Here is a 21,408-nt window from a genome sequence, read left to right as displayed (position 1 = left end):
GGGGTGCCCGGCGCCGTTTGCGTACAGGTGCCGCCCGGTCATCGGGATCGGGCGAGATCGAGCTCGGGCCGGGCTCGGGCTCGGGCCGCGATCAGGCTCGGACCGGGGGCTCGGGCTCGGGCCGGGCTCGGGCTCGGGCCGGGCTCAGGCTCGGGCCGGGCTCAGGCTCGGGCCGGGCTCAGGCTCGGGCCGGGCTCAGGCTCGGGCCGGGCTCAGGCTCGGGCCGGGGTGGGGGTGAACGAACCACCCCGGACTCGCGCCGCAGGCGCTCACGCGCCTGTCAGGACCTCCGCCGCAGCCTGCCCGCAGACCCGCGCGGCGCCGTATGTGGCGATGTGCAGGGAGCCGGTGGGCTTGGACTGGGGTACGCCCATCTCGACGACGACGGTGTCGGGGCGGGCCGTGAGGAGGTGGTCGACGGCGGCGGCCATCCACGGGTGGCGGTGGGCGTCGCGGACGACGGCGACCACGCGTCGGGAGCCCGCCGCCGCGAGGGCCTTGGCGCCCGCGTCGTCGCCGCTGAAGGAGCCGGTCTCCGTGCCGGGCAGACGGCGGGTCAGCTCGGCGGCGACGCCCCACGGGGTCTCGTCGCCGACGGCGATGTTGGCCAGAGGGGTGAAGGCGGCGACGTAGGGCGCCTCGGTGAGCGTGCCCGCGGAGGACTCGGTGTGGGTGACCGTCAGGGCGCGGCGGGCCGCGCGCAGGCCGATCTCCGGGTCGGCCTGGGTCCCCGCGGCGGCCCGGCGCGAGGCCGAGGCCCAGTCGGCGAGGGCGCGCACCCGGGCGGCTGCGTCGGCGAGCCGCTCCTCGGGGAGTTCGCCCGCGCGGACCGCGGCCACCAGGGCGTCCCGCAGCCGAAGGACCGTCAGCTCGTCGTGCAGACCGCCGCCCACACAGATCGCGTCGCAGCCCGCGGCGACGGCGAGGACGGTGCCGCGCTCGATGCCGTAGGTCCCGGAGATGGCCCGCATCTCGATGCCGTCGGTGACGATCAGGCCGTCGAAGCCGAGTTCGCCGCGGAGCAGGTCGGTGAGGATGCGCCGGGACAGGGTGCCGGGCAGCTCAGGGTCGAGGGCGGGGACGCTGATGTGGGCGCTCATCACCGCGCGCGTACCGGCGGCGATGGCCGCGCGGAAGGGGACGAGTTCGCGGGCGTTCAGGACGTCCGCGTCGACGTCGATGTGCGGTACGGCGTGGTGCGAGTCGACCGCGGTGTCGCCGTGGCCGGGGAAGTGCTTGGCGCAGGCGGCGACGCCGGAGGACTGCATGCCCTCGATGTAGGCGCCGGTGTGCCGGGCCACCAGGTCCGGGTCGGAGCCGAAGGAGCGTACGCCGATGACCGGGTTGCCGGGGTCGGAGTTGACGTCGGCGGACGGCGCCCAGTTGAAGGTGACGCCGCAGTCGGCGAGGCGGCGGCCGAGCTCCGCGGCGACGCCCCGGGTGAGCGAGACGTCGTCCACGGCGCCGAGCGCGTGGTTGCCGGGGAAGGAGGAGCCGGTGCGCACCTCGAGGCGGGTGACGTCGCCGCTCTCCTCGTCGATGGCGACGACGATGTCCTCGCGCTCGGCCCGTAGTTGGGCGGTGAGCGCGGCGACCTGTTCGGGCGTCTGGATGTTGCGTCCGAACAGGCCGACGGAGGCGAGGCCCTCGCCGATGCGGCGCAGCAGCCAGTCGGGGGCGGTGGTGCCGCCGAAGCCGGGCTGGAGGACGGTCAGGGCGTCGCGGGTCAGGGTGTCCGGGGCGCCGGAGGTGAAGCTGGAGGTCATGGTGCGTTATCCCTTCACAGCGCCGTCGGTCAGACCGGCGACGGCCCTGCGCTGGAGGAAGACGAAGAGGATCAGGATCGGGATGGCGAACAGCGAGGCCGCGGCCATGGTGGCGCCCCAGTCGTCGCCGAAGGCGGTCTGGAAGCTGGACAGCCACACCGGCAGGGTCTTGGACTCGGCTTCCTTGTTGAGCACGAGGACCAGCGGGAACTCGTTCCAGGCGGTGATGAAGCCGAAGAGCGACGTCGACATCAGGCCGGGCGCGAGCAGCGGCAGGATCACCCGGCGGAAGGCCTGCATCCGGGTGCAGCCGTCGACCATGGCGGACTCCTCCAGCTCCTTCGGCACGGCGGCGACGAAGCCGCGCAGCGTGAGGAGGGTGAAGGGCAGGATCATCACCATGTAGAAGAGGGTCAGCGGGATCAGGCTGTTCAGCATGTCCGCGTCGCGCACGATGATGTAGATCGCGATGACCATGACTTCCCACGGCGCCATCTGCGCCAGCATGAAGCCGATGATGAAGCCGCGCCGGCCCTTGAAGCGCATCCGGGCGAGGGCGAACGCCGCCGTCACGCCGATGATGAGGGAGAAGACGACCGCGAGGATCGTCACGGTGAGGGAGTTGACGACCATGGTCCAGAAGTGGTCGGCGTCCATCGCCGTCTTGAAGTGCTCGAGCGTGGCGTCGGTCGGGAACCAGACCGGGTCCTCGGAGATGATGTCGCCGGTCGGCTTGAAGGCCGTCGCGAACATCCAGTACACGGGGAAGACGCAGAAGACGAAGAGTACGACGGCGACCAGGTTGGGCCACAGACGGCCCATCAGCGAGCGCTTCACAGCTCGTCCTCCTCTTGCTTGAGCACGATCCGCAGGTAGAACGAGGTGATGGCCAGCAGGATGATGATGGTGAGCAGCGCGATCGCGGCACCCATGCCGAAGTGCTGGTTGCCCATGCCCTCGATGTAGGCGTAGACGGGAAGGATCTCGGTGAGCCGGTCGGGGCCGCCCTCGTTGATCGTGAAGACCTGCACGAACGCCTTGAAGACCCAGATGATCTCCAGGAACGTCGTGGCGTAGAGGAAGGGCTTCAGATACGGCAGCGTCACCTGGGTGAACTGCTTCCAGGCCCCGGCGCCGTCGAGCGCCGCGGCCTCGTACAGCTCCTTGGGAATGGTGGTCGTGGCGGCGTACAGGTTGATCGCCACGAAGGGGATGGACATCCAGACGATGAGCAGCAGGACCACGAAGAACGTGGAGTACTGCGTGGCCAGCCAGTCATGGTCGGCCATCGAGTCGAAGCCGATCTTGGCGAGCACCCAGTTGACGACGCCGAAGCGCTGCGCGAACAGCCACTGGTAGACCGTGCTCGCCGCGACGACGGGCATCGCCCAGGCGAGGACGAGGCCGAGCAGGAGGAACGTGCGCATCTTGCGGCCGAGCCGGGCGAGGAGCAGTCCCACCAACGTGCCGAGAATCATGATGAGCGCGACGTTGACGGCGGTGAAGGCGACCGAGCGGCCGGTGACCCGCCAGAAGTCCTCGCCGGTGAGGATCTCCTTGTAGTTGTCGAATCCGTTCCACTCGGTCAAGTGCAGAATGAACTGCCGCATGTTGAGGTTCTGGAACGACAGGATCCCGTTGTTGACCAGCGGCCAGCCGAGCAGCAGCAGGGTGACGATGATCGCGGGGGCAAGAAGCAGATAGGGCGTCAGGCCGGCGAGACGTCCTGAGGACCTGCGCGGGCCCCTTGGTCGTGACCCGCCGTCCGGTGTCTGCACCTCCGTCGGGCCGGAGGGCGGCCGTTCGGTCTTCTGCACGGTCATGCTCGCCATCTCTTTCGTGGGCAACGCGAAACGCTGTGGGCGGCGCGGAAGGCGGCCGCGGCAGCGCGGGGAACGCAGGGGCGCGCCGGGCAGCGCGGAGAACGCATGGGGACGCCGGGGGCAGCGGGGTCGGTTCACCCGCCGCCCCCGGCGGGGTCAGTGTTCTTGGAGTTCCTACTGCTTCTGCGACAGGCGCTTGTTGAGCTCGCCCTCGACCTGCTCGGCGGCGTCGGCGGGCGACTTACCGTTGAGCACCGCGGTCATGTAGTTCTTGAGCGGGTTCGGCGGGTTCTCGACCGCGCCCCACTCCGGGATCAGCGGGGTGGTGCCGCCGCCGGCGGTGGCGGGAGCGGCGGCCTCGGCGGCCGCGTTGCCCTTGAGGTTGGACTCCAGGGCCTTCTTGTTCGGGATGACCCCGCTCTCCTTGGCGAGCGCGCCCTCGTACTTGTCGGACAGCGCGATCTTCAGGAACTCCTTGGCGAGCTCCTGCTTCTTGCTGGTCGCGGCGACGGCGAAGTTGGAGCCGCCGAGGAAGACGCCCTCGGGCTTGTCGGCCGTGGCGCCGGGGATCGTGAAGTAGCCGATGTCCTTCTCGATCTTCTTGTTGGCCTTGATCGCGGTCGCGGCCTCCCAGCTCATGCCGATGAAGGCGCCGGTCTTGCCCTTGGCGAAGACCTCGGCCTGCTGCGGGGTGGCCTCGTCCTTGTTCTTGGGCGCCTTGGAGAGGTCCGCGAACTGCTTGTACGTCTTCATGGCCGCGGTGACCTTGGGGTCGTCGAGGTTGGAGACGTACTTGTCGCCGTCCTTCTTGACCAGCTCGGCGCCCTCACCGATGGTCAGGCCGACGAAGTGGTACCAGTTCTGGCCGGGCAGGTAGATCGGCTCGGCGTCGGTCTTCTCGCCGATCTGCTTGAGGTTCTTGAGGAACTCGGCGCGGGTCTTGGGGGTCTTCTTGATGCCGGCGTCGGCCCAGACCTTCTTGTTGTAGACGACGACGCGGTTGAGGACGAACCACGGGGCGGCGTACTGCTTGCCGTCGATGACCGAGGCCTTGTTCATCGACTCGGTCCAGTCGGCGCCGATGCTCTCCTTGAGGTCATCGAGCTCGGCGAGGCCACCGGTCTTGGCGTACGCGGCGGTCTGGGTGTTGCCGATCTCGAAGACGTCCGGCGGGTTCTCCTCGGAGAGGGCGGTCGTCAGCTTCTGCTGAATGCCGTTCCACTGCTGGACCTCGAACTTCAGCTTCGCGCCGGTCTTCTTCTCGAAGGCCGCCGTGACGTCCTTCTGCCACTGGTCCGGCGTCGAGCCGTCCATGGCCCAGAGCGTCAGCGTCTCGCCCTTGAAGCCGTCCGCCCCGGACTTCTTGTCGTCCTTGTCGTCGCCGCCACACGCCGCGACCGAGACCAACATGCCCGCGACACCGATAGCCGCTATGAGCTTGCGCTTCACAGTCATCCTCCTTTGGATGCCAGCCAACCCCCCACCCGCAGCGACCAAGAGGACCGAAAGACTGCCCGTGGGACTGGACCTGGTCTTTAATGGTGTAGACCAGTACGGGGAGCTTGGCCTAGACCTTTATAGGTGTCAAGGGTGTATAAGAAGGGCAGTCACGTCCGTTATCGGACCGACACCTGAGTGGGTACGGGCCCGTGTCGCACCCCCGGAGTCACCCCGGGAACGCGGCCTCGCACGCCCTTCGCACGAGCGGAGGGAGCCCCTCGCCCCGGACCGTGCCACGATGTGAGCCGCGACAGACGGAGGACCCGGTGACCACAGCACAGGAGCCGGTGACAACAGCAGCACAGGAGCCGGGAAGGCGGAGCATGGGCACAGAGGCGGGCAGTACCCAGGCCGGGGCGGGCACGTCCGTGACGGGGGGAGCGTCCGTGACGGGAACCCCGGCCGCCGCCACGACGGCGGAGGGCTCGGGCCCCGGCAAGTCGGTACGTCCGGCGCGGGTGCCGAAGTACTACCGCCTGAAGCGGCACCTGCTCGACATGACCGAGACCCTGCCGCCCGGCACCCCGGTCCCGCCCGAGCGCACGCTCGCCGCCGAGTTCGACACCTCGCGCACGACGGTCCGCCAGGCCCTGCAGGAGCTGGTCGTCGAGGGCCGCCTGGAGCGGATCCAGGGCAAGGGCACCTTCGTGGCCAAGCCGAAGGTCTCGCAGGCGCTCCAACTCACCTCGTACACCGAGGACATGCGGGCCCAGGGCCTGGAGCCGACCTCCCAGCTCCTCGACATCGGCTACATCACCGCCGACGACACCCTCGCCGGCCTCCTCGACATCGCCACCGGCGGCCGCGTCCTGCGCATCGAGCGCCTGCGCCTGGCCAGCGGCGAGCCGATGGCCATCGAGACCACGCACCTGTCGGCCAAGCGCTTCCCCGCGCTCAGGCGCTCCCTGGTGAAGTACACCTCGCTCTACACGGCGCTCGCCGAGGTGTACGACGTGCACCTCGCGGAGGCCGAGGAGACCATCGAGACCTCCCTCGCCACCCCGCGCGAGGCCGGCCTGCTCGGCACCGACGTCGGCCTGCCCATGCTGATGCTGTCGCGGCACTCCCTGGACGGCCAGGGCCAGCCGGTGGAGTGGGTGCGGTCGGTGTACCGGGGCGACCGGTACAAGTTCGTGGCCCGGCTCAAACGACCGCAGGACTGATCCCGCCCGCCCTGTAGCGCGGATCACGTTCGTGTCCTACCGTCCTCCCGTCACCGCAGATCGTGAACGGGAGGACGGCCCGTGCGCACAGCGAACCCCAAGAGCATCGCCCTCTGGACAGTCGTCGCGCTGATCGGCGCCTCCGGCTGGACCGTACTCGCCCTCTCCCGGGACGAGGAGGTGTCCGCCGCCTGGATGGTGGCCGCCGCCCTCGGCTCGTACGCCATCGCCTACCGCTTCTACGCGAAGTTCATCGCGTACAAGGTGCTCAAGGTCGACAAGCGCCGGGCCACGCCCGCCGAGCGGCTCGACAACGGCATCGACTACCACCCGACCGACCGGCGGGTGCTGCTCGGTCATCACTTCGCGGCCATCGCGGGCGCCGGGCCGCTGGTCGGTCCCGTGCTCGCCGCCCAGATGGGTTATTTGCCGGGCACGATCTGGATCATCGCGGGGGTGATCTTCGCGGGGGCCGTGCAGGACATGGTGGTCCTGTTCTTCTCCACCCGCCGCGACGGCCGCTCGCTCGGTCAGATGGCGCGGGACGAGATCGGCCCGTTCGGCGGGGCCGCGGCGCTGCTCGCCGCCTTCGCCATCATGATCATCCTGCTCGGCGTGCTCGCCCTGGTGATCGTGAACGCGCTCGCGGAGTCGCCGTGGGGCACCTTCTCCATCGCGATGACCATCCCGATCGCCCTGTTCATGGGCTTCTACCTGCGGATCCTGCGGCCGGGACGGGTCAGCGAGGTCTCGCTCATCGGGGTCGCGCTGCTGCTCTTCGCGCTGATCGCGGGGCGCTGGGTGGCGGAGTCCTCCTGGGCGGAGGCGTTCACGCTCGCGCCGTCGACGCTGGTGATCTGGCTGGTGGCGTACGGCTTCATCGCCTCGATCCTGCCGGTGTGGATGCTGCTCGCGCCGCGCGACTACCTGTCGACGTTCATGAAGATCGGCACCATCGTGCTGCTCGCGCTCGGCGTGCTCATCGCGCTGCCGACGCTGAAGATGGACCCGGTCACCGACTTCGCCTCGCGCGGCGACGGTCCGGTCTTCGCGGGCTCGCTCTTCCCGTTCGTGTTCATCACCATCGCGTGCGGCGCGCTCTCCGGCTTCCACTCCCTGATCTCCTCCGGTACGACGCCGAAGATGATCCAGAAGGAGACGCAGGTCCGGATGATCGGCTACGGCTCCATGCTGATGGAGTCGGCGGTGGCGATCATGGCCCTGGTGGCCGCGTCGATCATCGACCCGGGCCTCTACTTCGCGATGAACGCGCCCGCGGGCGTGGTCGGCGACACCGTGCAGGAGGCGTCGAAGGCCGTCGCGGGCTTCGGATACACCATCTCCCCCGAGGACTTGGCGCAGGCCGCCAAGAACGTGGAGGAGAGTTCGCTGCTCTCGCGCACCGGTGGTGCGCCCACCCTCGCGATCGGCGTCTCGGAGATCTTCTCCAAGGTCACCGGCGGCTCCCTGAAGGCCTTCTGGTATCACTTCGCGATCATGTTCGAGGCGCTGTTCATCCTCACGGCGCTCGACGCGGGCACGCGCGTGGGCCGCTTCATGCTCCAGGACATGCTGGGCAACGTCTACAAGCCCTTCAAGAACATCAGCTGGAAGCCCGGCCTCGTCCTCACCAGCGCCGCCGTGACCGGCCTGTGGGGCTACTTCCTCTGGGTCGGCGTGCACGAGCCGCTCGGCGGCATCAACCAGCTCTTCCCGATCTTCGGCATCGCCAACCAGCTGCTCGCGGCCGTCGCCCTCGCCGTCTGCACCACCCTCCTGGTGAAGTCCGGCCGTCTCAAGTGGGCCTGGATCACCGGGATCCCGCTGGTCTGGGACGCGACGGTGACGCTCACCGCGAGCTGGCAGAAGGTGTTCTCCAGCGACCCGCGCGTCGGCTTCTTCAAGCAGCGCTCGATCTACCAGGACGCCATCGACGACGGCAAGGTCCTGCCGCCCGCCAAGTCGATGGACGACATGCACACCGTCGTCACCAACTCCACCGTGGACGGCGTCCTTTCGGCGGCGCTCGCGCTCCTCATCGTGATCGTGATCGCCGACGCGCTCCGCATCTGCGTCCGCCACATCCGCGATCCGCTCTCCTCGAAGCTGAGCGAGGCGCCGTTCGTGGAGTCCAAGACGGTCGCGCCCGCCGGTCTTTTCGCCACGAAGGAGGAGAAGGCGGAACTGGCGTCGGCCGGGGAGCGGGAAACCGCGGGCTCGTCATGAGCGGTCCGCTCCTGCGTGCGCTGCGCGGACTCCGTTGGTACGTAAGGGAGTTGACCGACGAGTCCGCGTACGAGCGGTACGTGGCGCACATCCGCAAAGATCATCCGGACGCCGTCGTGCCGAGCCGCCGCGCGTTCGAGCGGATGCGGACGGACCGGCAGGAGTCGGACCCCAGACAGGGCTTCCGCTGCTGCTGAGCAGGCACGACGGCACTTCCGGTACCCGTCCGTTATACGGACGGGGGTTCCATGCCGCGAGATCTCTGACTTAGATTTCCCGCACGTTAAGAACGGGATAAGTGAGGGAACGGAGCCGCGGTATGTCAGATGCGCCTGAAGTGCCAGTTGCGCCTGAAGTGAGACAGCCGGTGGTCACGCCGGTCCGCGTGGTCATCGCCCTCTGCCTCGTGGCGCCCTTCGTGGCCATGCTCTGGGTGAGTTCGTACGCGAAGGCCGACCCGACCTTCATCGGGATCCCGTTCTTCTACTGGTACCAGATGCTGTGGGTGCTGATCTCGACCGCGCTCACGATGATCGCCTACCAGCTGTGGCAGCGTGACCAGCGGGCCCGCAAGGCCCTCAAGGAAGGTGCGTCCCGGTGAACGACGGCGTGAACGGCGTCGCGCTCGCCGTCTTCATCTTCTTCTTCCTCGCGGTCACCGTCATGGGCTTCCTGGCGTCCCGCTGGCGCAAGGCCGAGAACGAGCAGAGCCTCGACGAATGGGGCCTGGGCGGCCGGTCGTTCGGGACCTGGGTGACCTGGTTCCTGCTCGGCGGCGACCTCTACACCGCGTACACCTTCGTGGCCGTCCCCGCGGCGATCTACGCGGCGGGCGCGGCCGGCTTCTTCGCCGTGCCGTACACCATCCTCGTCTACCCGCTGATCTTCACCTTCCTGCCGCGGCTCTGGTCGGTCTCGCACAAGCACGGGTACGTGACGACGTCGGACTTCGTCCGGGGCCGCTTCGGGTCCAAGGGGCTCTCGCTGGCCGTGGCGGTCACCGGCATCCTCGCGACGATGCCGTACATCGCGCTCCAACTGGTCGGCATCCAGGCCGTCCTCGACGTGATGGGCGTCGGCGGCGGCGAGGACACCAACTGGTTCATCAAGGACCTGCCGCTGCTCATCGCCTTCGGCGTGCTGGCCGCGTACACCTACTCGTCCGGTCTGCGGGCGCCCGCGCTGATCGCGTTCGTGAAGGACACCCTGATCTACATCGTGATCGTGGTGGCCATCATCTACATCCCGATCAAGCTCGGCGGGTTCGACGACATCTTCAGCGCGGCCAACGAGAAGTTCTCCGCGACGAACGAGGCCACCGGCAAACCCGTCGGCTCCCTCGTGCCGGGCGAAGCGGGCACCTGGACGTACGCGACCCTGGCCCTCGGCTCCGCGCTCGCCCTCTTCATGTACCCGCACTCGATCACCGCGACGCTCTCCTCGCGCAGCCGCGACGTGATCCGCCGCAACACCACCATCCTGCCGCTGTACTCGCTGATGCTCGGACTGCTCGCGCTGCTCGGGTTCATGGCGATCGCGGCCGGGGTGAAGGTCGAGAACGGGCAGTTGGCGATCCCGCAGCTGTTCGAGGACATGTTCCCGGACTGGTTCACGGGCGTCGCCTTCGCGGCCATCGGCATCGGCGCGCTCGTCCCGGCCGCCATCATGTCCATCGCGGCCGCGAATCTCTTCACCCGCAACATCTACAAGGACTTCATCAGGCCCGACGCGACACCCGCCCAGGAGACGAAGGTCTCCAAGCTGGTCTCGCTCCTGGTGAAGGTGGGCGCGCTCGCCTTCGTCCTCACCATGGACAAGACCGTCGCCATCAACTTCCAGCTGCTCGGTGGCATCTGGATCCTGCAGACCATGCCCGCGCTCGTCGGCGGCCTGTTCACGCGCTGGTTCCACCGGTGGGCGCTGCTCGCCGGATGGGCGGTCGGCATGGTCTACGGGACGGTCGCCGCGTACGGGGTCGCCTCGCCGACGCAGAAGCACTTCGGCGGCTCGTCCAAGGAGATCCCGGGCATCGGTGAGATCGGCTACATCGGCCTGACGGCCTTCGTCCTGAACGTCGTCGTGACCGTCGTCCTCACCTTCGTCCTGAAGGCCGTGGGCGCCCCCGACGGCGTCGACGAGACGTCCCCGGAGGACTACACCGCGGACGCCGGCGACAAGGGCGTGGCGGTGGAACTGCCGAAGGTGGGCGCCGGGCACTGACGTCCCGGGCTCCCGCCCACCCTGGAGGCCGCCGCGTTCCGTTCGGGACGCGGCGGCCTTCGCCGTGCCGCCTCCGGCCCCGAACCGGCGTACGAAAGAATGGGCCCATGCCGCGCCCTCGCCTCCTGCTCCCCGCCGCCCTGCTGCTGCTCGCGCCCCTGGCCCTCACCGGCTGCGGCTCCGAGCACCCGGGCTCCGCCGCCGGATCGACGCCCTCCCGCGCCGAGCTGGAGGACCGCGCCCGCGCCGCCCAGACCCGGACGGCGCACGTGTACGTGACCGAGGCCGACGGGTTCACACTGGCGGAGCAGTCCGTGGGCGTCCTCGGGGACGACGGCTTCCAGGCGGTGTACGTGGCGAAGGAGGGGGGCGCACAGATCAAGGTCGGCGTGGAGCGGGGCACCGTCGACGACAAGTCCTGCCGAGGCCTCTACCCGCCCGCGAAGCGCTGCGAGAAGGACGGCAAGGGCTGGTACCGCACGCCGGGCCCCGGCTCGTCCGGCAGCACCGACGCGTCCGGCTCCTGGCACGAGTACGCCCGCTCCGAGCACGGCCTGCGCATCCAGCTCTCCGCCGACCCCGGCCTCGTGGACCGCGACACCCTGCGCGCCGCCGCCGAGAAGGCCCATCGCGCGGACGCGGCCGAGCTGGACGCCGTACTGCCGAAGAAGACCTCCCCCGCCGCGCCGGTGGAGCGCGGCGACATCCCACGCGACGGCGACGGCGCACCCCAGGACCCGCCGGGCGCGGGCGGCTGAACGGCGCCGCAGTGACGGCCGAGCGGGGCCTGGGCGGCCTCTGAGCGGGGCCTCGGCCACCTCCGAGCGGGCCCCGGGCGGCAACCGGACGCGCCCTTGGAATGCCACGCCCCGCCCCCGAGTTGAGGTTCAGGGCGCCCCGTCCCGCGACAACGCCGCTACCCTCCGACACAACATCTAGGGGTGGCACCGAAAGCCAGCACAAGATGTATGCTCGTCCTCGCTGTCGCCGCAGGGGAATCCGGTGCAAGTCCGGAACTGTCCCGCAACGGTGTACTGGTACGCATTTGTGCGCTCGCGCCCGCAACATGCGCCGGTGAGTCCGACGACCTGCCGACAGCGCACCTGGACCGTCCGGTCCCGGTGCCAGAGACGTCCGGGCCTCGCGGAATGGGTTGGTGGACGCGGAGTCGCCCCTGCGCGGGCGCGTCCGTGCCGTCCCGCCCCCTCGAAGGCCCAGAGCCGAGCGAGGGAGAGCACCACGTGACCATCGCGCCCGCCGAACCCGCGTCAGCGCAGGCCCAGAAGTCGGCGCAGGCCGGCAAGCAGGCCGAGGCCGAGCAGGCCGCGCAGACCACCGACGGACCGGGGACCGCCCTGCTGCGCGTCCTGACCGACCTCACCGCCGACCTCCCCGACGCCGACCCCGGCCGGGTCGCCGCCGCCGCGCTGCGCGGCCGCTCGGCCAAGGCCGACGAGGTGGAGCTGCGGGAGCTGGCGACCGAGGCGGCCGCCGGGCTCATCTCCGAGGACCCCGCGTACTCCCAGCTCGCGGCCCGGCTCCTGACCATCGGTATCCGCGAGGAAGCCGCCTCGCAGGGCGTCACGTCGTTCTCCCAGTCCGTCGCCGTCGGCCACCGCGAGGGCCTGATCGCGGACCGCACCGCCGAGTTCACCACCCTGCACGCGGAAGCCCTCGACGGCCTCGTGGACGCCGCGCTCGCCGACGGCGCCGACCGCCGCTTCGGCTACTTCGGCCTGCGCACCCTGCACAGCCGCTACCTGCTCCGGCACCCGATCACCCGCAAGGTCGTCGAGACCCCGCAGCACTTCATGCTGCGCGTGGCCGCCGGTCTCGCCGAGGACGCCTCCGAGCGCGCCCTGGACGAGGTCGCCGCGCTCTACCGCCTGATGAGCCGTCTGGACTACCTGCCGTCCTCGCCGACGCTCTTCAACTCCGGCACCCGGCACCCGCAGATGTCGTCCTGCTACCTCCTCGACTCGCCGCTCGACGAGCTGGACTCCATCTACGACCGCTACCACCAGGTCGCGCGGCTCTCCAAGCACGCCGGCGGCATCGGGCTCTCGTACTCCCGCATCCGCTCGCGCGGCTCCCTGATCCGCGGCACCAACGGGCACTCCAACGGCATCGTGCCGTTCCTGAAGACGCTCGACGCCTCCGTCGCCGCCGTGAACCAGGGCGGCCGCCGCAAGGGCGCCGCCGCGGTCTACCTGGAGACCTGGCACTCCGACATCGAGGAGTTCCTGGAGCTGCGGGACAACACCGGCGAGGACGCCCGGCGCACCCACAACCTGAACCTGGCGCACTGGATCCCCGACGAGTTCATGCGCCGCGTGGCCGCCGACCAGGCGTGGTCGCTGTTCTCCCCCGCCGACGTGCCCGAGCTCGTCGACCTGTGGGGCGAGGAGTTCGACGCCGCGTACAAGAAGGCGGAGGCGGCCGGTCTCGCGCAGAAGACCATCCCCGCCCGTGAGCTGTACGGCCGCATGATGCGCACCCTCGCGCAGACCGGCAACGGCTGGATGACCTTCAAGGACACCGCCAACCGCACCGCCAACCAGACCGCCGAGCCGGGCCACACCGTCCACTCCTCCAACCTCTGCACGGAGATCCTGGAGGTCACGGACGACGGTGAGACGGCCGTGTGCAACCTGGGTTCGGTGAACCTGGGCGCGTTCGTCGACACGGCGAGCGGCGACATCGACTGGGAGCGGCTCGACGCCACCGTGCGCACGGCCGTCACCTTCCTCGACCGCGTCGTGGACATCAACTTCTACCCGACCGAGCAGGCCGGGCGCTCCAACGCCAAGTGGCGGCCCGTGGGCCTGGGCGCGATGGGCCTCCAGGACGTCTTCTTCCAGCTGAAGCTGCCGTTCGACTCGCCCGAGGCGCGCGCCCTCTCCACCCGGATCGCCGAGCGCATCATGCTCGCTTCGTACGAGGCGTCCGCCGACCTCGCCGAGAGGAACGGCCCGCTCCCCGCCTGGGAGAAGACCCGCACCGCGCGCGGCGTCCTGCACCCCGACCACTACGACGTCGAGCTGACCTGGCCCGACCGGTGGGCGGCGCTGCGGGAACGTATCGGCGAGACGGGCATGCGCAACTCGCTCCTTCTCGCCATCGCGCCGACCGCCACCATCGCGTCCATCGCGGGCGTGTACGAGTGCATCGAGCCGCAGGTCTCCAACCTCTTCAAGCGCGAGACCCTGTCCGGTGAGTTCCTCCAGGTCAACTCCTACCTGGTGCAGGAGCTGAAGCGGCTCGGCGTGTGGGACGCGCAGACCCGGGAGGCGCTGCGCGAGTCCAACGGCTCGGTGCAGGGCTTCACCTGGGTTCCCCAGGACGTCCGCGACCTGTACCGCACGGCCTGGGAGATCCCCCAGCGCGGCCTCATCGACATGGCCGCCGACCGCACGCCGTTCCTGGACCAGGCGCAGTCCCTGAACCTGTTCCTGGAGACGCCCACCATCGGCAAGCTCTCCTCGATGTACGCCTACGCCTGGCAGCGCGGTCTGAAGACCACGTACTACCTGCGCTCGCGCCCGGCGACGCGCATCGCCCGCGCGGCGTCCGGCCAGGCCGCCGCCGCTGCCCCCGTCCCCCAGCAGGTGACCGACCCCGAGGCGATCGCCTGCTCCCTGGAAAACCCCGAGTCCTGCGAGGCCTGCCAGTAATGTCCCAGTCCGCGAACCACACCACCACGACGACTGGTGAGAAGAACCTGCTCGACCCGGGCTTCGAGCTGACGCTCCGCCCCATGCGCTACCCGGACTTCTACGAGCGCTACCGCGACGCGATCAAGAACACCTGGACCGTCGAGGAGGTCGACCTCCACTCGGACGTGGCCGACCTGGCCAAGCTCACGCCCGAGGAGCAGCACCTGATCGGCCGTCTGGTCGCGTTCTTCGCGACCGGCGACTCGATCGTGGCGAACAACCTCGTGCTCACGCTGTACAAGCACATCAACTCCCCCGAGGCGCGGCTCTACCTGAGCCGGCAGCTGTTCGAGGAGGCCGTGCACGTCCAGTTCTATCTGACGCTGCTCGACACCTATCTCCCCGACCCGGACGACCGCGCCGCCGCCTTCGCGGCCGTGGAGAACATCCCGTCCATCCGGGAGAAGGCCGAGTTCTGCTTCAAGTGGATGGACTCGGTGGAGAAGCTGGACCGCCTGGAGTCCCAGGCCGACCGGCGCCGGTTCGTGCTGAACCTGATCTGCTTCGCGGCGTGCATCGAGGGCCTGTTCTTCTACGGTGCCTTCGCGTACGTCTACTGGCTGCGCAGCCGCGGTCTGCTGCACGGCCTCGCGACCGGCACCAACTGGGTGTTCCGCGACGAGACGATGCACATGAGCTTCGCCTTCGAGGTCGTGGACACCGTCCGCAAGGAGGAGCCGGAGCTGTTCGACGACCAGCTGCAGCAGCAGGTCACGGACATGCTGAAGGAGGCGGTCGACGCCGAGCTGCAGTTCGCGCGCGACCTGTGCGGTGACGGCCTGCCCGGCATGAACACCGAGTCGATGCGCGAGTACCTGCAGTGCGTCGCCGACCAGCGCCTCCAGCGCCTCGGCTTCGCGCCGGTCTACGGCTCCGAGAACCCGTTCTCGTTCATGGAGCTGCAGGGCGTTCAGGAACTGACCAACTTCTTCGAGCGGCGCCCGTCGGCGTACCAGGTCGCCGTGGAGGGTTCGGTCTCCTTCGACGACGAGTTCTGAGTCAGGTCCTGAACCGGACCCCGGGTCGGGCTCCGCACCGGGTCCTGGGCCGGGCTCCGGCTTGAGAGCTGTTGCTGCCCTCGCTCGGCCTCGCGCAGCTGGCGGTCGATCCGCCGGTCGTGCGCGTGGCCGATCAGCGAGGGCAGCGCCATGAGCAGGAAGACTCCGAGGACGGCCAGCGTGTTGAGTGCGTCGTGTGCGTTCATGACATCCACTCTCGCGCCGGCCGTCCTCCGTCGGCAGTGGCAGGACTGTCGCACAACCTCGATTTCCTGCCAGCCCTACGGCACACTGGCAGGATGCTGAACAACGTGGCCGCCGTCGTGCTCGACGGTGTGCATCCCTTCGAGCTCGGCGTCGTGTGCGAGGTGTTCGGCCTCGACCGCAGCGACGAGGGGCTGCCGGTGTACGACTTCGCGGTCGCCTCCGCCGAGGGCCCCGTGCTCTCCACCCACGCCGGGTACTCGATCACCACCGCGCACGGCCTGGACCGCCTCGAAGAGGCCGACCTCATCACCATCCCGGCCGGCGACTCCTACGTGACCAGACAGTTCCCGCCCGACCTGCTCGAAGCGCTGCGCCGCGCCGCCGACCGGGGCACCCGGGTGCTGAGCGTCTGCACGGGCGTCTTCGTGCTCGGCGCCGCCGGACTGCTCGACGGGCGGCGGTGCGCCGTGCACTGGCGGCACGCCGAGGAGCTCAAGCGGCGCCATCCGCGCGCGATCGTCGAACCGGACGTGCTGTACGTCGACGCGGACCCGGTCATCACCTCCGCGGGCACCGCCGCGGGCATCGACGCCTGCCTGCACCTCGTCCGCAGGGAGAACGGCATGGAGGTCGCCAACGCCATCGCGCGCCGGATGATCGTCCCGCCGCACCGCGACGGCGGCCAGGCCCAGTACATCGAGCGGCCGCTGCCCCGCACCCGCTGCGACACCGTCGGCGAGGTGCTCGCGTGGATGGAGCGCCACCTCGACCGGGAGCTGACCGTCGACCAGCTCGCCGCCCGCGCCCATATGTCGCCGCGTACGTTCGCGCGTCGCTTCCAGCAGGAGACGGGCACGACGCCCTACCGCTGGTTGCTGCGGCAACGCCTGCTTCACGCCCAGGAGTTGCTGGAGGCGACGGACGAGACGGTGGACGCGATCGCGGGCCGCGCCGGCTTCGGGAACGCGGCCGCGCTGCGCCATCAGTTCGTCCGCGCGCTCGGCACGACACCCAACGCCTACCGCCGTACGTTCCGCGGGCCCGAGGCCGACTCGGCCGCCTGACGACGGGGGCGAGTCGGCCGCGGGCCCCGGGTCAGCGCCGTTCGGCGCGCAGGACCAGCTTCTTCGGGTGCAGTGTGATGCCCACCTTGGTGGCCGTGTCGGTCGCCCCGACCGGGCTGAGCCGCCACTTCGGCAGGACGGTGGCCAGGATCAGGGTCAGCTCCGCCAGGCTGAAGTGATCCCCGGGGCACTTACGGTTGCCGACGCTGAACGGCATCATCGCGAACTCCGGCACGCTCGCGGCGCGTTCCGGATTCCAGCGGTCCGGGTCGAACTCCAGATGCCGCTCGAACGAACGCGGATCGCGCTGCATCGCGTACACGCTGTAGACGATGTCGGCGTCGGCCGGAATCCGATAGCCGCCGAGAGCGGTCTCGGCCACCGAGCGGCGCGTGAAAATCCACGCGGCCGGACGTATACGCATCGCTTCCGTGACGACATTGCGGGTGTGCGGCAGCTCCTTGAGATCGGCGAAGGCCACCGGACGTCCCGACGTCACGGAATTTACTTCTTCAACCAACCGCCTTTCCTGCTCCGGGTGTTCGGTGAGCAGATGGAACGTCCACGCCAGCGTGGACGCGACATTCTCCGCACCCGCGACCACCAGCGAGACCACATGGTCGTGGATCTCCTGATCGGCGAGCGGCTCCCCGGATTCGTCGCGTGCTCCGAGCAATTCGGCCAGTAGGTCCTGTTCCTGGCCGGTGCCGAGGGCGCGGCGTTCGGCGATGATCTCGTCGACGAGCGCGTGCAGATCGGCGAGCGCACGCTCGAAGCGCCGGTTGGCGGGGGTCGGCACGCGGTAGAGCGGGCCGACGGAGAGCACCATGCGGCGGTAGAGACCTTCGAAGACGGTGTGCAGCGAGTCGCTGATGCGGTCCGCCTTCTCACCGATCGAGTCGACCTCCAGGAGCGAGCGGGACACGATGCGCACGGCGGTGCGGAACATCTCCGCGCTCACGTCCACCGTGCCGCCGTGGTCCCAGCGGGCCGCCGTCGCCTGTGCCTCCTCGGCCATCACACGTGCGTAGTCGACGATGCGCTCGGGCCGGAACGCGGGCTGCATCATGCGGCGCTGGCGGCGGTGCACCTGGCCGTTGCTGGTGGCAACGCCCTTGCCGAGCAGGACCTCCAGGGTGTCCCAGAGGGGCCCGCCGACGATGTACTCCGGGCTCTTCAGCATCCGCCCGACCAGTTCGGGATCGTTCACCGCGTACGCGGTCTTCGGCCCCAGCCTGATCCGGACGAGATCCCCATGGTCACGCAGGGCGGCGAGGAAGCCGAGTGGGTCGCGCACCAGGTTCCAGGCGTGGCCGAGAACCGGTGCTCCGCCCTGCACCACCGGTGGGGTGCGGAGCTGCGCGGTGGCCGTGGTCGCGGGTATCGCTGATGCCGTGGATTCGACGGTCATTCTTCACCACCAGAGGGATCGGTTTCTGCCAGGTCGGTGCTCACGAACTCGGGAATTCCGGCGTCGGACACATACGGAGGAAGGGCCCTGTCGTCCCAACTGTCGACGCGATACCTGCCGGATTCATGGTGGAACCAGTACACGGAACTGAACCAGTTCCGCATGTTGAAGACACAGGACTGGAGCGCGGCTCCGATGCGCCTTCCGTGCGCGCCTTCGGCCGACATCTCATCGGCCAGCAAAAGGAGTTCCGGCTCCACCGCCAGGAAATCCTCGACGCATTCGCTCACGCGCCGGTGCACTTCCGCCACCGCTTCCTGGAGCGAGAGTCCCTCGTGCTGCATGAGGGATATCCCGAGGTTGTGCACCTCGTCGCCCGCCAATTCCTTGGGAAGCGAGCAGAGGTCGTTGTACCAGGCGGAGAAATCCTGGGTCGCGAGCGCCGCCGCGCGATATGCCGGGTGCTTACGGACGGCGTCCGGCAATTCGCATCGTGCGGTGGGTTCGAGCAGATCGATCCACACCCAGTGCGCGAAGGTGAGGCGCCGCAGCTCCACATACGCCTCGACGGCCGGGACGGTCCCGGTGCGCCGGTTGCCGAACTCGTGGTCGTACGCGTCGATCACCGGGTGGAAGTGCCGGGCGAACCGCGCGTTCCAGCGTGGCCCGAGGTGCGAGTAGAGCCGCAGGACGCAGTCCGCGAAGCCCGCGACCAGTGGGTCCGGATGGGCCAGTTGCTGCCGTGGGTGCTCCAGCGTCGCGTGCAGTCCCTGGCACAGCCGCCGCCACTGCGTCGTCCTGCCGTGCACCGCGTCGCGGTCGTGCCGGTCGTCCCAGCCGAAGAACCAGGAGCTCAAGTCCGCGATGGCGGCGAGCAGTTCGTCCGGGGCACCGATGTAGTACCCAGCTACCAGGTCGGTGTAGCAAAGGCTGTCGGCATATGCCGCAACCTTGTCGGGGGGCATGAGCCCCTTTTCCAGGAGCCAAGCCCGCGAGTTCTCCTGAAGCTTTGGCCAATACGGATGCAGATGACGGGGAAACTCCGACTCCACCACCGGAAGGGCCAGTGGGGGCGGTACCGATACCGCCCGCGTTCGAACGCCCGGACGCATCGGCCCGGTCGGCTTGCGGCGTTGCCGCGGTACGCGTTCCGCCGCATATGCCGGAAGCCTTGTCGGTACCCGTGCCGTCCGGTCCGACCGTGAAGTGCTGCGTGAGGAAGCAGGCACGAACAAACCCCTCTCGACCGCCTGATGACACACGCCCCTCCCGCCGTGCCGGGCGCGCGCCGTTGCGTATCCCCGCGCTTTCCATTCAGCACCACAACTGACCGTTCAGGGAACAGATTTGCGCCATTCACTACCCCGGTGTGCCGAGAACATCCCCTTACGTGACTGAATATGGATCACCGGCGTCCGATCGCGGGCTAGTCCTGTCCGGTTCTGCACGGGTACACCAACGGCCCCTGGTCAGTGGGGTGTTCCCGACCAGGGGCCGCTGCTGTCACGTGCTTAACGTGCGCCTCAACCGGGGCGCAGTTCAGTCATTCGGCACCACGGGGTAGCGCGGTGTGCCTTCCTCCATCTGCCGCAGCGCTTCCTTGCGCTCCCGCTTGGAAAGACGGTCGATGTACAGATACCCGTACAGGTGGTCCGTCTCGTGCTGCAGGCAGCGCGCGAAGTAGCCGGTGCCGCGCACCTGGATGGGGTTGCCCTTCTCGTCCTGGCCCGTCACGACGGCGTAGTCCGGGCGGGCCAGCGGCGCGTAGGCGGTGGGCACGGACAGGCAGCCCTCGCCCGAGTCGTCCAGGCTGCGCTGATCGGCGGGCAGCTCCTGGAGCACGGGGTTGCACACGACGCCGACGTGCCGGACGCCGTCGTCGTCCATGCAGTCGTAGACGAAGACCTTCAGGTCCACGCCGATCTGGTTGGCGGCCAGGCCCACGCCCTGCGCGGTGCGCTGGCTGGCGAACATGTCGTCGACCAGCTTCGCGAGCTCGTCGTCGAAGGCGGTGACGTCCTTGCACTCCTTGTGCAGGACCGGGTTGCCGACGACCGTGATCGGCCGGGAGGTGCCGCGCTCGCGGTAGGCCGTCTCGCGCTCCTCGGCGTCCTCGGTGTCGATGACGAAGCCCTCGTCGTCCACCGGGAGCACTCCACCCGTGAAACTCTGCTCAGTGTCCTGCGCCATGTCCGCCGTATGCCTTCTTCCTGGGAACCGCTGCCTGTGGTGCCCGTACAGGGTACGGCGTCGGCACGTGCCGGACAGGCTCTGCCCAGGGGCTAGCAGACCTCCTCGAGGTCCCGCCAGTCGCGCGAGTCCGGGCTGTCGGCCACCCACCCGTCGAGCAGCCCCCGCACGAGCCCGGCCGGCGCGGCGAGCCCGCACTCGCGCTCCGGCACCCACAGCGCCCCCGGGCTGCGGTGCCCGAGCGGCCCCGGGTGCCCGGGCTCGCTGTGGTCGTGGGGGTCCAGGTGCTCCCCGTCCCCCTCGTCGCTCGGCATCCGCGACTCCGAGCACATCCGGCACAGCAGCCGCACGGACGACGACCAGTCCTCGGCGGCGAACCCGGCGTCGGCGGCGAGCCGCTCCAGGGCGTCCCTGTCCTCCTCGGTGGCGGCCTCGAGGAGCACCACCCAGGTGGGCACCGGCGAGGGCGCCCACAGCTCGATCTCGTCGAAGACGGGGTACGCGTGCCCGGCGGCCGTGGTCCGCTCGCCGTGCGGCACCCCGTCGTGCAGGACGACCTCGCCCCAGCGGCGCCCGGAGGACGGCAGCGGGATGGAGAGCACCTCTATCCGCGCCGGGTCCAGCCTGCGGCCCCACACGACCTCCGCCTCGCCCTCCGGCGAGAGCCGCACGGCCGCGCTGCCCAGCTCCATGCCCGTGGGTTCACCCGTGGCGGCGACACCGCCGGGCACCTTCAGGCCGTACGCCTGCCAGGCGCGGCGCGCGAGCGGCCAGTCCTGGAGCGCGGTCGCCGCGATGCCCACGTTCCACCAGTCGGGGGCCCCTGCGGAGCGGTCGAGCAGCGCCACGGCCCTGAGGCCCGCGGCCCGCGCCTGCTCCCAGTCGTGCCGGAACTTGTGCAGGAGCGCGAGGTTGAACCAGGACTCGGACAGCCAGGGTTCGAGATCGGCGGCACGTGTCAGGAGCGCGCCCGCGTCCTCGTAGCGGCCGTCGCCGATGAGCGTGAACGCCCGGTCGGTGGCCTGCCGCCAGGAGGCGGAGGGCCGGTGCCGTCCCTTGCCGAAGATCCTCACGATTCCCGCCTGCCAGCTCTTGTCGGGGTTTCCCCGCTGCCGTGCTGTCGC

18 protein-coding genes and 1 riboswitch are annotated in these 21,408 nt (G+C 69.6%); of the genes, 9 read left to right on the top strand and 9 right to left on the bottom strand.

From position 1 onward, the window contains the following. Positions 1 to 269: 269 nt before the first annotated feature. From ACFVHO_RS29515 to ACFVHO_RS29500, 4 genes are all read right to left on the bottom strand, one after another. Complete coding sequence (locus ACFVHO_RS29515) at positions 270 to 1,766, bottom strand: glycoside hydrolase family 3 protein (RefSeq protein WP_385721047.1); 1,497 nt, start codon at positions 1,764 to 1,766, stop codon at positions 270 to 272. A 6-nt stretch (positions 1,767 to 1,772) separates the two neighbouring features. Further along, complete coding sequence (locus ACFVHO_RS29510; protein ID WP_385721044.1) at positions 1,773 to 2,603, bottom strand: carbohydrate ABC transporter permease; 831 nt, start codon at positions 2,601 to 2,603, stop codon at positions 1,773 to 1,775. Continuing rightward, positions 2,600 to 3,589, bottom strand: a complete 990-nt coding sequence (locus ACFVHO_RS29505; RefSeq protein WP_385721041.1) for a carbohydrate ABC transporter permease — start codon at positions 3,587 to 3,589, stop codon at positions 2,600 to 2,602. Before ACFVHO_RS29505 ends, ACFVHO_RS29510 begins: the two co-directional genes overlap by 4 nt. 174 nt (positions 3,590 to 3,763) lie before the next feature. Next, positions 3,764 to 5,038, bottom strand: coding sequence for an extracellular solute-binding protein (locus tag ACFVHO_RS29500; protein WP_385721039.1), 1,275 nt, complete (start codon positions 5,036 to 5,038; stop codon positions 3,764 to 3,766). Between the two features lie 374 nt (positions 5,039 to 5,412). Between ACFVHO_RS29500 and ACFVHO_RS29495 the strand changes: the two genes are divergently transcribed. The 8 genes from ACFVHO_RS29495 to ACFVHO_RS29460 all read left to right on the top strand — a co-directional run bounded on the left by ACFVHO_RS29495 (position 5,413) and on the right by ACFVHO_RS29460 (position 15,412). Next, entirely contained in the window at positions 5,413 to 6,252 is an 840-nt protein-coding gene (locus tag ACFVHO_RS29495) for a GntR family transcriptional regulator (RefSeq protein ID WP_385721036.1), read from the top strand. Between the two features lie 81 nt (positions 6,253 to 6,333). Next, on the top strand, positions 6,334 to 8,478 hold the full coding sequence (locus ACFVHO_RS29490; RefSeq protein WP_385721033.1) for a carbon starvation CstA family protein: 2,145 nt from the start codon (positions 6,334 to 6,336) through the stop codon (positions 8,476 to 8,478). Beyond that, complete coding sequence (locus ACFVHO_RS29485) at positions 8,475 to 8,675, top strand: YbdD/YjiX family protein (protein WP_385721031.1); 201 nt, start codon at positions 8,475 to 8,477, stop codon at positions 8,673 to 8,675. Before ACFVHO_RS29490 ends, ACFVHO_RS29485 begins: the two co-directional genes overlap by 4 nt. A 122-nt stretch (positions 8,676 to 8,797) precedes the next feature. Beyond that, positions 8,798 to 9,079 carry a DUF3311 domain-containing protein gene (locus ACFVHO_RS29480; protein WP_385721028.1) on the top strand — a complete coding sequence of 94 codons (282 nt, stop codon included), beginning with the start codon at positions 8,798 to 8,800 and terminating at the stop codon, positions 9,077 to 9,079. After that, the gene (mctP, locus tag ACFVHO_RS29475) at positions 9,076 to 10,698 is read left to right on the top strand and encodes a monocarboxylate uptake permease MctP (RefSeq protein WP_385721025.1); all 1,623 of its coding nucleotides are present in this window, start codon (positions 9,076 to 9,078) and stop codon (positions 10,696 to 10,698) included. Before ACFVHO_RS29480 ends, mctP begins: the two co-directional genes overlap by 4 nt. 107 nt (positions 10,699 to 10,805) lie before the next feature. Further along, the gene (locus ACFVHO_RS29470; RefSeq protein ID WP_385721022.1) at positions 10,806 to 11,456 is read left to right on the top strand and encodes a hypothetical protein; all 651 of its coding nucleotides are present in this window, start codon (positions 10,806 to 10,808) and stop codon (positions 11,454 to 11,456) included. 193 nt (positions 11,457 to 11,649) lie between these two features. Then, positions 11,650 to 11,809: riboswitch (cobalamin riboswitch) on the top strand. Positions 11,810 to 11,939: 130 nt separating this feature from the next. Then, positions 11,940 to 14,372, top strand: a complete 2,433-nt coding sequence (locus tag ACFVHO_RS29465) for a ribonucleoside-diphosphate reductase subunit alpha (protein WP_385721019.1) — start codon at positions 11,940 to 11,942, stop codon at positions 14,370 to 14,372. Further along, a complete protein-coding gene (locus ACFVHO_RS29460) occupies positions 14,372 to 15,412 on the top strand; it encodes a ribonucleotide-diphosphate reductase subunit beta (RefSeq protein ID WP_385721017.1) in 1,041 nt (346 codons plus the stop codon). The genes ACFVHO_RS29465 and ACFVHO_RS29460 overlap by 1 nt, the downstream gene beginning before the upstream one ends. Here ACFVHO_RS29460 and ACFVHO_RS29455 read toward each other — a convergent pair. Beyond that, the gene (locus tag ACFVHO_RS29455) at positions 15,325 to 15,618 is read right to left on the bottom strand and encodes a hypothetical protein (protein ID WP_385721014.1); all 294 of its coding nucleotides are present in this window, start codon (positions 15,616 to 15,618) and stop codon (positions 15,325 to 15,327) included. The genes ACFVHO_RS29460 and ACFVHO_RS29455 overlap by 88 nt on opposite strands. A 93-nt stretch (positions 15,619 to 15,711) precedes the next feature. On the opposite strand from ACFVHO_RS29455, the gene ACFVHO_RS29450 reads away from it, so the two are divergent. Beyond that, the gene (locus tag ACFVHO_RS29450) at positions 15,712 to 16,683 is read left to right on the top strand and encodes a helix-turn-helix domain-containing protein (RefSeq protein WP_385721011.1); all 972 of its coding nucleotides are present in this window, start codon (positions 15,712 to 15,714) and stop codon (positions 16,681 to 16,683) included. A 31-nt stretch (positions 16,684 to 16,714) separates the two neighbouring features. Here ACFVHO_RS29450 and ACFVHO_RS29445 read toward each other — a convergent pair whose 3' ends face one another. The 4 genes from ACFVHO_RS29445 to ACFVHO_RS29430 form a co-directional block, all read right to left on the bottom strand. Further along, complete coding sequence (locus tag ACFVHO_RS29445) at positions 16,715 to 18,094, bottom strand: cytochrome P450 (protein ID WP_385721009.1); 1,380 nt, start codon at positions 18,092 to 18,094, stop codon at positions 16,715 to 16,717. Then, the gene (locus ACFVHO_RS29440; protein WP_385721006.1) at positions 18,091 to 19,206 is read right to left on the bottom strand and encodes a multidrug MFS transporter; all 1,116 of its coding nucleotides are present in this window, start codon (positions 19,204 to 19,206) and stop codon (positions 18,091 to 18,093) included. The genes ACFVHO_RS29445 and ACFVHO_RS29440 overlap by 4 nt, the downstream gene beginning before the upstream one ends. A gap of 427 nt (positions 19,207 to 19,633) precedes the next feature. Further along, a complete protein-coding gene (def, locus tag ACFVHO_RS29435; RefSeq protein ID WP_385721003.1) occupies positions 19,634 to 20,284 on the bottom strand; it encodes a peptide deformylase in 651 nt (216 codons plus the stop codon). 92 nt (positions 20,285 to 20,376) lie between these two features. Then, positions 20,377 to 21,357 carry a tetratricopeptide repeat protein gene (locus tag ACFVHO_RS29430; protein ID WP_385721180.1) on the bottom strand — a complete coding sequence of 327 codons (981 nt, stop codon included), beginning with the start codon at positions 21,355 to 21,357 and terminating at the stop codon, positions 20,377 to 20,379. Positions 21,358 to 21,408 lie beyond the last annotated feature (51 nt).

This window comes from Streptomyces sp. NPDC127108, from assembly GCF_042677545.1.
GTDB lineage: Bacteria > Actinomycetota > Actinomycetes > Streptomycetales > Streptomycetaceae > Streptomyces.
This window is presented reverse-complemented; position numbering and strand designations above follow the sequence as displayed.

What these genes read in the sequence shown, in the direction of transcription:
- ACFVHO_RS29440 (WP_385721006.1), bottom strand. Translation starts at nt 19,206, where the DNA reads ATGCGTCCGGGCGTTCGAACGCGGGCGGTATCGGTACCGCCCCCACTG.
- ACFVHO_RS29460 (WP_385721017.1), top strand. Translation starts at nt 14,372, where the DNA reads ATGTCCCAGTCCGCGAACCACACCACCACGACGACTGGTGAGAAGAAC.
- def (WP_385721003.1), bottom strand. Translation starts at nt 20,284, where the DNA reads ATGGCGCAGGACACTGAGCAGAGTTTCACGGGTGGAGTGCTCCCGGTG.
- ACFVHO_RS29470 (WP_385721022.1), top strand. Translation starts at nt 10,806, where the DNA reads ATGCCGCGCCCTCGCCTCCTGCTCCCCGCCGCCCTGCTGCTGCTCGCG.
- ACFVHO_RS29480 (WP_385721028.1), top strand. Translation starts at nt 8,798, where the DNA reads ATGTCAGATGCGCCTGAAGTGCCAGTTGCGCCTGAAGTGAGACAGCCG.
- ACFVHO_RS29445 (WP_385721009.1), bottom strand. Translation starts at nt 18,094, where the DNA reads ATGACCGTCGAATCCACGGCATCAGCGATACCCGCGACCACGGCCACC.
- ACFVHO_RS29450 (WP_385721011.1), top strand. Translation starts at nt 15,712, where the DNA reads ATGCTGAACAACGTGGCCGCCGTCGTGCTCGACGGTGTGCATCCCTTC.
- ACFVHO_RS29505 (WP_385721041.1), bottom strand. Translation starts at nt 3,589, where the DNA reads ATGACCGTGCAGAAGACCGAACGGCCGCCCTCCGGCCCGACGGAGGTG.
- ACFVHO_RS29515 (WP_385721047.1), bottom strand. Translation starts at nt 1,766, where the DNA reads ATGACCTCCAGCTTCACCTCCGGCGCCCCGGACACCCTGACCCGCGAC.
- ACFVHO_RS29495 (WP_385721036.1), top strand. Translation starts at nt 5,413, where the DNA reads ATGGGCACAGAGGCGGGCAGTACCCAGGCCGGGGCGGGCACGTCCGTG.
- ACFVHO_RS29485 (WP_385721031.1), top strand. Translation starts at nt 8,475, where the DNA reads ATGAGCGGTCCGCTCCTGCGTGCGCTGCGCGGACTCCGTTGGTACGTA.
- ACFVHO_RS29455 (WP_385721014.1), bottom strand. Translation starts at nt 15,618, where the DNA reads ATGAACGCACACGACGCACTCAACACGCTGGCCGTCCTCGGAGTCTTC.